We start from the raw sequence: 8,688 nt of genomic DNA, 5'->3' as shown, positions 1-8,688 counted from the left end.
GCCGGTTACGCTGATGTCGTATGCACCATCACCGCAAAGCGCGCCACCCTGGCCACCGCAACCTGCACCGGCCGCATAGAATGAATCAACGTACAAACCATACGTGCCCGGCGCGAAAGCAAACGCGTTGATCGTCTCGGCTGCTCCACCCAACGTGGAGTCAGAACCGGTGACGCAGGTCGTTCCAGTTCCACAGGTGCTGAGAACGTAAATGGCCGGATCATAGGTCGCCGTCGTCGGAGTCAGCGTAATGGCTACGCTGGCGCCAGCGGTGGTTGTGAACGTATAGATCTGATCGGGTCCGTTGACGGCGGTGTAGTCACTGCATCCAGCCTGCAGCGCCGCAACAGTGTTCGTGGCACCTACGGTGGTACCGGAATCACTGAACGGCAGCGCATTAATGTTCGGAGCAGTGGCACAAGTATCACCACCGGCGAACACTTCCGGCGCACCTGGCGAGACGATGTTGTTGCGCTCGTCAGCCTTGGTCAGGAATTGATCGGCCGAAGCGGCACCAACCACCAGGAAATTTGCAAGAACTGCCACCAGAATTTTAGTTTTCATAATTTTGTCCTACCCCAAAGGTTGTATTCGTCACGTTAAAAACACCAAGTAAAACCCGCCGGCACGTCATGGTACCCGCGCGCAAATCCAGCTTGTCCCTGCTGCACGTATTCCAAGACTAAACCATGATGCCCTGAAGAACAACGCGCTGGACATCGATTTCCGCGTTCAGGAAGCCAATCCCGGGGCACTCGCGGACGATCAGACGGCTGGCCAGAACCTCAGCGCGGCAAGCCACCTGGCCCACCCATGCCGCCCATTCCCTTCATTGCCCCCTTCATTTGCCTCATCATGCCCTTCATGCCCCCGCTGCCCAGCTTGGACATCATCTTCTCCATCTGCTGGTACTGCTTGAGAAGACGGTTGACGTCCGCCGGCTGCTGACCTGAACCACGCGCAACGCGGGCCCGGCGTGATCCTTTCAGCAAATCCGGGTGCCGGCGTTCTTTCCGGGTCATCGAATTGATGATGGCAATCATGTGAACGACCTGTTTGTCGTTGACCTTGGCCTTGACCTGCTCCGACATGGCGCCCATGCCGGGAAGCTTGTCGATCAGCGAAGCCATGCCGCCCATGTTGACCATTTGCTCGAGCTGGCTCTTCATGTCGTTCAGGTCGAACCGTTTGCCCTTCATGACCTTTTCGGCCAGCTTCTGTGCCTGCTCCTGGTCGACCTTGCGTTCGACGTCCTCAACGAGCGAAAGCACATCACCCATGCCTAGGATGCGCTGAGCCAGGCGATCGGGGTGGAAGGGCTCCAGCGCATCGGTCTTTTCGCCAGCGCCGACGAACTTGATGGGTCGCCCGGTGATGTAGCGCACCGACAAGGCTGCACCGCCACGCGCATCGCCGTCCGTCTTGGTCAGGATCACGCCGGTCAGGGGCAGCGCGTCGGAAAAGGCCTTGGCGGTATTGGCTGCGTCCTGGCCGGTCATGGCATCGACCACGAACAGTGTCTCGACCGGATTCAGTGACGCGTGCAACTGCTTGATCTCTTCCATCATTTCGGCGTCGACGTGCAGACGACCGGCCGTATCGACGATCAACACATCGGCGAAGTTCTTTTTCGCCGCATCCAGTGCAGCCGCTCCGATATCCACCGGGCTCTGATCGGGAGTCGAGGGATGGAACAGTATTTCGCACTGTCCAGCCAGGGTCCGCAATTGCTCGATGGCTGCAGGTCGATAGACGTCGCAACTGACGACCATGACCTTCTTCTTGCGGCGCTCGCGAAGGAAGCGCCCCAGTTTGGCTACGGTGGTGGTTTTGCCGGCACCTTGCAGGCCAGCCACCAGCACGATCGCCGGGGGTGCCGCAGCAAGGTTCAGGTCGGTGTTCGCCGACCCCATGACAACGGTCAGCTCATCACGGACGACCTTGATCAGGGCCTGGCCCGGGGTCAGGCTCTTCATGACCTCCTGGCCGATCGCGCGTACCTGGACGCGCTGAATCAGGGCCTGCACGACAGGCAAGGCTACATCGGCCTCGAGAAGGGCAATGCGCACTTCACGCATTGACTCGCGGATATTGGCTTCGGTGAGGCGACCGCGACCACGCAGGCGCTCGACGGTCGATGAAAGGCGTTGGCTCAGGGATTCGAACATGAATGGATTTTTCGAGGTGTAGTCAGTCTTCAAGTATATCAGCGCGCCACCCGGGCATTGGATCCGCAGATTGCCTGTCGATCAGGCCACGTCCATACATTCACGGACCCGCGTGCCTGTGCCAAACTCTTCCCATGCCGACCCAACTTCTCAGCGCCTTTGCGATTGCCGATTACCTGATCGCTGCCATACTGCTTGCGTTGCCGATTGCCCGGTTGCCGGTATCTGCACGGGGCATCGGAATGGCGCTGGCCGCATTGGCCGTGGTCGTCCATGCCACGATCCTGTTCGGCTTGCACCGTGGTGGACTCGACCTGCACTTCTTCGCGTCATTGTCGCTATCCGGACTCGGCATTGCCGCGTTGACCCTGCTGGTGAGCCTGTTTCGCCCGATCGCTGCACTGGGCGTGCTTGTCTTTCCCCTGGCTGCCTTGTTCCTCGGACTGGACGCGTTCGTCGCCGGGCCAACCACGGCCCAGCCGATGGAATGGCAAATCAAACTGCATGCCACTTTCGCCCTGCTAGCCTATAGCCTGCTCAGCATCGCCGCCTTGCTGGCGATCCTGCTGGCCTTGCAGGAGCGCGCGCTGCGCAGACGCAACCTCGATTCCGGCCTGTTCCGCGCCCTCCCCCCCCTGACCCTGACCGAGTCCTTGCTGTTTCGGCTGATTGCCGTGGGATTCGTCTTCCTGACCCTGACTCTGGTCACCGGTGTCGTATTTGTCGACAACCTGTTTGCCCAGCATCTGGCGCACAAGACCATCCTCTCGATCGCATCGTGGATCGTGTTCGGCGTGCTGTTGTTCGGCCGCTGGCGCTGGGGCTGGCGAGGCAATCGTGCAGTCCGGCTCACGCTGGCCGGCATGTTCGTCCTGCTACTGGCCTTCTTTGGCAGCAAGTACGTTCTTGAAATGGTCTTGAATCGGGCTGGCTGATGGGGTGATTTCCGGTTCGACTAGCCCCCTCTCCACTTGGAAGACGGAGCAGGAGAACTAGATTTCAGTGAGCGCTGACAACGCATCCCCGAGCCGGTCAGCCGGAATGATGCGGAGATCACCGATGCGCAGGCTTTTCGGCGCATTCGCCTTGGGCACGATGGCGTGACGGAACCCGTGCGTGGCTGCTTCACGCAGACGCTCCTCCCCGTTGGGTACCGGACGGATCTCTCCGGACAAGCCGATTTCGCCGAATGCGACCAGCTTCTCAGGCAACGGGCGATCGCGAAAGCTCGACTGCACGGCCAGCAGAACAGGCAGATCTGCAGCGGTCTCCTGCACGCGTATGCCACCGACGACGTTGACGAAAACGTCCTGATCGAAGACGGCTGCACCGCCGTGCCGATGCAGGACTGCAAGCAGCATGGCAAGCCGATTCTGCTCGAGGCCCAACGTCACGCGACGCGGATTCGGCAATGCCGACGCATCGACCAGTGCCTGCACTTCGACCAGAAGAGGTCTTGTGCCCTCGCGCGTCACCATGACCGCACTACCCGGTGTCGGTTGCGCATGGGTGGACAGGAATATCGCCGACGGATTCGGCACTTCCTTGAGCCCCTTCTCGGACATCGCGAAGACACCGAGTTCATTGACTGCGCCAAATCGATTCTTGAAGGCGCGAAGGATGCGAAAGCGGCTGCCGGATTCGCCTTCGAAGTAGAGCACGGCATCAACCATGTGTTCGAGCACGCGTGGCCCGGCGATACCGCCTTCCTTGGTCACGTGCCCGACGAGGAAGACACTGGTACCAGACTGCTTGGCGAATCGAACTAGCTGGGCGGCCGCTTCGCGAACCTGGCTGACCGAACCCGGCGCGGCATTCAGCGCCTCGGTCCAGATGGTCTGGATCGAATCGATGATGAGCACTTCGGGCTTGCTGTTCGCTGCGTGCCCAAGAATACGTTCGATCGATGTTTCGGCGAGCGCTTCCAGCCCTTCAAGGGCTATGCCGAGTCGACGACCGCGCGAAGCAACCTGAGCCAGGCTTTCCTCGCCAGTCACGTACAGGCTGCGCATGCGTGAACCAATCGCTCCCAGCATCTGCAACAGGAGGGTCGACTTGCCTATACCCGGATCACCGCCGATCAATACAACCGAACCACTGACAAGCCCACCTCCGAGCACGCGATCGAGCTCGCCAATACCGGTTGCACTGCGTTGCTCGGCCTCACCGCCGATGGAGGCCAGGCTGGTCACTTTCGGCGCGTCGGTTGCTCCCGCATAGCCGCCGCGTCGGGCGCCGCTCGAGGCTGATTTCGATGCAGGCTCGAGCACGATTTCTGCAAGGGTGTTCCAGACACCACACTCCGCGCATTGCCCCTGCCATTTGGAGTGCTCGCCGCCACACTCGGAGCACACATAAGCGGTCTTTGCCTTGGCCATTTCAGTCGTGGTCCTCGAGGAAACGGACCCGCCTCGTCATGCCGCAGACCAGCTCATAGCCAATCGTGCCAGCGTGCGTTGCGACCTCCTCCACTGGCAAGTCGGGCCCCCACAAGGTGACGGCGTCACCCACTCCGGCATCGGCATGTTCCCGCAGGTCGACCGTGGTCAGGTCCATCGAAACCCTCCCGATGATCGGCGCCGGGCGACCATTGATCAGAACCGGCGTCCCGTTGGAGGCCGATCGCGGATAGCCGTCACCATAGCCAATCTGGATCACACCAACATCCATGTCCTCCGGGCAGGTCCAGGTCGCTGCATAGCCGATTGCCTCGCCCTTGCTGACACGGTTGATCGCGACGAGTTTGCTCGACAATGTCATCGTTGGGCGGAAACCGAAATCACTACCATTCTTTCCGGCAACTGCGGAAAGGCCATACAACAATCCACCCGGCCGCACCCACTGGCCGCGCGCCTGGGGCCACCCCAGCACGGCGGCGGAATTCGACAGCGACCTCTCACCAGGCAAACCGGTGACTAGCGCATCGAACGATGCGATCTGTGCTGTTGTCTGCGGGCGGTCGAACTCATCGGAACTGGCGAAGTGAGTCATCAACCCGATATCGGGATCGACATTGGGCAAGGCGAGCAATCGAGTCCGTGCCGCATGCGCCTGCCCTGGCGCAAAACCCAGTCGATGCATGCCTGTGTCGATCTTCAGCCAGACGCGCAGCGGACGTGGATTCTTGTCCGCGGCAAGCCAGTCGATCTGCACCGCATGATGGACCGCCGATTCAAGCCCCAGTCGATGCATTTCGGCGATGTCGGCCGCCTCGTCAATTCCCGACAACACGACAATTCGTTGGGTCATTCCTGCAGCGCGCAGGCGCTGGCCGTCGGCGATGCAAGCCACGCCAAACGCATCGGCCTCATGCAGCGTACGCGCCACACGCTCAAGTCCGTGACCGTAGCCATCGGCCTTGACCACGGCCATGACACGGGCGTCACCCGCCATTTCCTTCAAGCGGCCGAAATTTTCCCGCAGGGCACCAAGATGAATCGTCGCGCTGGTTGCTCGACTCACTCGAAGTGTTCCGTGTAGCGGTCCGTGGCCAGGTTCTCAAAACGTGTGAACTGGCCAAGGAACGCCAGCTTGACCGAACCGGTCGGACCATTTCGCTGCTTGCCAATGATGATTTCCGCGACGCCCTTCTCCGGCGAGTCCGGGTTGTAGTACTCATCACGGTAGATAAACATGATGACGTCGGCGTCCTGCTCGATTGCGCCGGATTCGCGCAAGTCCGACATCATCGGCTTCTTGTCCGTGCGCTGTTCGAGCGAACGATTGAGCTGGGAGAGGGCCATGACCGGGACATTGAGCTCCTTGGCAAGGGCCTTCAGTCCACGCGAAATTTCTGAAATTTCGGTGGCGCGATTCTCCTTGTTTCCGGGCACCTGCATCAGTTGCAGGTAGTCGATCACGATCAGGCCCAGATCGTGTTCACGCTTGAGGCGCCTGGCACGTGCGCGCAACTCGCCGGGAGAAAGCGCCGGCGTATCGTCGATGAAGATCTTGGCTTCGCTTAGCATGGTGATGGCACTGGTCACGCGCGGCCATTCTTCTTCGGCCAGCTCTCCGGTGCGCAAGTGTTGCTGATTGATCCTGCCCATCGAGGAGATCAGGCGGAATGCCAGCTGTGAAGAAGACATTTCCATCGAGAAAACGGCAACTGCCTTTTTCGTGCGCATTGCAGCATTCTCGGCCATGTTCAATGCGAGCGCGGTCTTTCCCATCGAGGGGCGCGCAGCAACAATGATCAAGTCCGAAGGCTGCAGGCCAGTGGTCATTTCGTCCAGATCGGTGTAACCGGTCGGCAGGCCGGTGATCGTGCCCCGGTTCTCGTAGCGGTGATGCAGGATCTGGAACGCATCCTTGACCGCCGAGCGCATCGAGACAAAGCCCTTGCGTCCGCGTGATCCTGCCTCGGCGATGCGGAACACGTTCTGCTCGGCGCTCTCCAGCAATTCCTGGCTGGTGCGCCCTTCAGGCTGGAACGCACTTCCGGTGATCTCGGTGCCGGTATCGATCAGTTGGCGCAGCACGGACCGCTCGCGCACGATATCCGCGTAGGCAACGATGTTGGCGGCACTCGGCGTGGAATTGGCCAGCTCCATGACGTAGGCAATGCCGCCGACTTGTTCGGCCAGTCCCTGGGTCTCGAACCATTCGCCCAGGGTCACTGCATCGCAGGGCTTATCCTTTTCGCTGAGTGCGCTGATCGCGCGAAAGATCAGCCGGTGGTCGCGTCGGTAGAAGTCATCTTCCGAGATTCTGTCTGCCACCTTCTCCCACGATTCCGGAGCCAGCATGAGTCCGCCGAGTACGGCCTGTTCTGCCTCCATCGAATGCGGAGGAACACGCAATGTCTCGATATTGGGAGCCGGCTTGCGTTCAACACTGGTGACCATGAGGGATGCCTGAGTCCGATGCCGCGGCTATGACACAAGCGCACGGATATCATCAATTCAATGAAGTCGACTCCGTGGGCCATCCGCTGAATCGGTTGCCGGGAGCTCGACTGCGTGGACGTGAAACGAAAGTGCACGTCGATAGCTCAGGATCATACGCAGCCAGGCGTCTCATCAATAGAGAACAACCCTGTGCATAAGCTGTGCATTGCGAGAGCTCCAATGAAAACGGGCGCCCAGGGCGCCCGTTTCAATCATTCGACTCCGGAATGGATCAGTTGTCCGGAACGACGACCACCTTGACGGTCGTGTCGACATCGGCATGCAGGTGAACGCGAATCTCGAACTCGCCGATGTGGCGGATCGGACCTTCACCCTGAACGACTTCATTCTTGTCGAGGGCGAAACCTGCAGCGGTGAAGGCTTCGGCGATGTCGCGCGGACCGACAGATCCGAACAGCTTGCCTTCGGTGCTGGCATTGGCCTTGATGACAACCGTATCGGCACTGTCCAGCTTGGCCTTGCGCGCTTCGGCGGCACCCATCAGCTGGTTTGCCTTGGCCTCGTACTCGGCGCGACGAGCTTCGAATCCTTCCAGATTCTCTGCGGTTGCCGGCACAGCCTTGCCCTGCGGAACCAGATAGTTGCGGCCATAGCCGGGCTTCACGTCAACCTTGTCACCGAGGTTGCCGAGGTTCTTTACTTTCTGCAAAAGGATCAGTTGCATGGGAAAACTCCAATTCGTTAGCGCCGGATCATTCCGGCGCAGCTTGCGCTGTCCGAATCGGCCCGCGTTGAGGCGGGCCGGAAATCAGATCAATGGCTGTCGCTGTAGGGCAGCAGTGCGAGAAAACGAGCGTGCTGTACAGCGGTTGCCAACTGGCGCTGGTAGCGTGCCTTGGTACCGGTGATGCGGCTCGGGACGATCTTGCCGGTTTCCGTGACGTACTGGCGCAGCAGGTTGAGATCCTTGTAATCGATCTCGACAACACCTTCAGCGGTAAAGCGGCAGAACTTCTTGCGGCGGAAAAACTTGGACATGGGAATACTCCGGAATGAAGGGTCGGTTACTCGGCGCTGGGCGCAGGAGTTTCGGCATCAGCCGAATCGCGCTCGCTACGCTCGGGACGCTCCGAGCGATCCGAACGGCTCGGACGATCGTCCGAATCATCACCAAAACCACCACCATCATCATCACGACGGCGACGATCACCCTTGTCATCCTTGTTCTTCATGATGGCGGACATTTCCGTGACCGCATCGTTGCGCTTGATCACCAAATGACGCAGCACGGCATCGTTGAAACGGAAGCCGGAAAGCAGCTCGTCAAGGACGGACTGGCTGACTTCGATGTTCAACAGGACGTAATGGGCCTTGGCCAGGTGCTGCATCGGAAACGCGAGCTGACGGCGTCCCCAGTCTTCGAGGCGATGGATCGTGCCACCATCGGCTTCGATCATCGTCTTGTAACGATCGATCATGGCCGGCACTTGCTCACTCTGATCCGGATGGACCAGGAACACGACTTCGTAATGACGCATGTTTATTCCTTTTGGATGTCCGCACCCGAGGTGCGGGGACAGCCTCCCGACAGACGGTGAGGCAAGAGACTTCGCCCATGGCAGCAGCGAAGGGGCGCGGATAGTAAGGGATTAGAGCGTACGGAGCAAGAC

The 8,688-nt window shown here is 60.0% G+C and carries 9 protein-coding genes; 1 reads left to right on the top strand and 8 read right to left on the bottom strand.

What is annotated here, in order from left to right; translation table 11 throughout:
* A partial coding sequence (locus tag WBP53_RS11750; RefSeq protein ID WP_423929131.1) for a hypothetical protein occupies positions 1 to 564 on the bottom strand: 564 nt, incomplete at its 3' end.
* Between the two features lie 221 nt (positions 565 to 785).
* A complete protein-coding gene (gene ffh, locus WBP53_RS11745) occupies positions 786 to 2,168 on the bottom strand; it encodes a signal recognition particle protein (RefSeq protein WP_423929129.1) in 1,383 nt (460 codons plus the stop codon).
* 134 nt (positions 2,169 to 2,302) lie between these two features.
* On the opposite strand from ffh, the gene WBP53_RS11740 reads away from it, so the two are divergent.
* Complete coding sequence (locus tag WBP53_RS11740) at positions 2,303 to 3,103, top strand: cytochrome C assembly family protein (protein ID WP_423929127.1); 801 nt, start codon at positions 2,303 to 2,305, stop codon at positions 3,101 to 3,103.
* 57 nt (positions 3,104 to 3,160) lie between these two features.
* Here WBP53_RS11740 and radA read toward each other — a convergent pair whose 3' ends face one another.
* The 6 genes from radA to rpsF form a co-directional block, all read right to left on the bottom strand.
* Positions 3,161 to 4,546: a DNA repair protein RadA gene (gene radA, locus WBP53_RS11735; protein WP_423929125.1), complete on the bottom strand. Its 1,386-nt coding sequence runs from the start codon at positions 4,544 to 4,546 to the stop codon at positions 3,161 to 3,163.
* Between the two features lies 1 nt (position 4,547).
* Entirely contained in the window at positions 4,548 to 5,630 is a 1,083-nt protein-coding gene (alr, locus tag WBP53_RS11730; RefSeq protein ID WP_423929123.1) for an alanine racemase, read from the bottom strand.
* A complete protein-coding gene (locus WBP53_RS11725) occupies positions 5,627 to 7,015 on the bottom strand; it encodes a replicative DNA helicase (protein WP_423929121.1) in 1,389 nt (462 codons plus the stop codon). Before WBP53_RS11725 ends, alr begins: the two co-directional genes overlap by 4 nt.
* Before the next feature lie 274 nt (positions 7,016 to 7,289).
* Positions 7,290 to 7,742 (bottom strand): 50S ribosomal protein L9, encoded by a 453-nt coding sequence (rplI, locus tag WBP53_RS11720; protein WP_423929119.1) that lies wholly within the window; start codon positions 7,740 to 7,742, stop codon positions 7,290 to 7,292.
* Between the two features lie 89 nt (positions 7,743 to 7,831).
* The gene (rpsR, locus tag WBP53_RS11715) at positions 7,832 to 8,056 is read right to left on the bottom strand and encodes a 30S ribosomal protein S18 (RefSeq protein WP_423929117.1); all 225 of its coding nucleotides are present in this window, start codon (positions 8,054 to 8,056) and stop codon (positions 7,832 to 7,834) included.
* A 26-nt stretch (positions 8,057 to 8,082) separates the two neighbouring features.
* Positions 8,083 to 8,556: a 30S ribosomal protein S6 gene (gene rpsF, locus WBP53_RS11710; protein ID WP_423929115.1), complete on the bottom strand. Its 474-nt coding sequence runs from the start codon at positions 8,554 to 8,556 to the stop codon at positions 8,083 to 8,085.
* Positions 8,557 to 8,688 lie beyond the last annotated feature (132 nt).

It is taken from the genome of Dokdonella sp. (assembly GCF_049593775.1).
Taxonomy (GTDB): domain Bacteria; phylum Pseudomonadota; class Gammaproteobacteria; order Xanthomonadales; family Rhodanobacteraceae; genus Dokdonella.
The sequence above is the reverse complement of the archived record's forward strand: the minus strand, read 5'-3'. Positions and strand labels throughout refer to the sequence as shown.

What these genes read in the sequence shown, in the direction of transcription:
- ffh (WP_423929129.1), bottom strand. Translation starts at nt 2,168, where the DNA reads ATGTTCGAATCCCTGAGCCAACGCCTTTCATCGACCGTCGAGCGCCTG.
- WBP53_RS11740 (WP_423929127.1), top strand. Translation starts at nt 2,303, where the DNA reads ATGCCGACCCAACTTCTCAGCGCCTTTGCGATTGCCGATTACCTGATC.
- radA (WP_423929125.1), bottom strand. Translation starts at nt 4,546, where the DNA reads ATGGCCAAGGCAAAGACCGCTTATGTGTGCTCCGAGTGTGGCGGCGAG.
- WBP53_RS11725 (WP_423929121.1), bottom strand. Translation starts at nt 7,015, where the DNA reads ATGGTCACCAGTGTTGAACGCAAGCCGGCTCCCAATATCGAGACATTG.
- rplI (WP_423929119.1), bottom strand. Translation starts at nt 7,742, where the DNA reads ATGCAACTGATCCTTTTGCAGAAAGTAAAGAACCTCGGCAACCTCGGT.
- rpsR (WP_423929117.1), bottom strand. Translation starts at nt 8,056, where the DNA reads ATGTCCAAGTTTTTCCGCCGCAAGAAGTTCTGCCGCTTTACCGCTGAA.
- rpsF (WP_423929115.1), bottom strand. Translation starts at nt 8,556, where the DNA reads ATGCGTCATTACGAAGTCGTGTTCCTGGTCCATCCGGATCAGAGTGAG.